1 protein-coding gene is annotated in these 708 nt (G+C 76.1%); it reads left to right on the top strand.

From position 1 onward, the window contains the following. Positions 1 to 45: 45 nt before the first annotated feature. A partial coding sequence (locus E1283_RS36760; protein WP_132822455.1) for a glucosamine-6-phosphate deaminase occupies positions 46 to 708 on the top strand: 663 nt, incomplete at its 3' end.

The following is a 708-nucleotide window of genomic DNA, read 5'->3' as shown; positions in this document are numbered from 1 at the left end:
CCCCGTGACCCCCCTACCCCGTAGCGAACCCAGGGACTGAACCACATGACAGAGGTCGTCGTCGTGCCCGACGCCGCCGCGGGCGGCGAGCTCGCGGCCGACGCCATCCTGGCCGCCGTCGCCGCCAGGCCGGACGCCGTACTCGGCCTGGCCACCGGCTCCACCCCGCTGCCCGTCTACCGGGCGCTCGCCACCCGGATCGCCCGCGACCGCGTCGACGTCGGCCGGGTGCGCGCCTTCGCCCTCGACGAGTACGTCGGCCTGCCGCCAGGACACCCGCAGAGCTACCGGGCCGTCATCGCGCGCGAGGTCACCGAACCCCTCGGCCTCGACCCGCGCCTGGTCCATGTGCCGGACGGCGACCCGGACCGGGCGCGGACCGCCGGCGAGGAGTACGAGCGGGCCATCGACGCCGCCGGCGGCGTCGACGTCCAACTGCTGGGCGTCGGCACCGACGGGCACCTCGGCTTCAACGAGCCGGGCTCCTCGTTCGCCTCCCGCACCCGCGTCAAGACCCTCACCGAACGCACCCGCCGCGACAACGCCCGGTTCTTCGAGACGCCGGACGAGGTGCCGGTGCACTGCGTCACCCAGGGCCTCGGCACCATCCTGCGCGCCCGGCACCTGCTGCTGCTGGCCTTCGGCGCGGCCAAGGCGGCGGCCATCGCCGCCGCCGTCGAGGGACCGCTCACCGCCGGCCACCCCGCC

Origin of the sequence: Streptomyces hainanensis, from assembly GCF_004348415.1 — a bacterium.
Taxonomy (GTDB): domain Bacteria; phylum Actinomycetota; class Actinomycetes; order Streptomycetales; family Streptomycetaceae; genus Streptomyces; species Streptomyces hainanensis.
The sequence above is the reverse complement of the archived record's forward strand: the minus strand, read 5'-3'. Positions and strand labels throughout refer to the sequence as shown.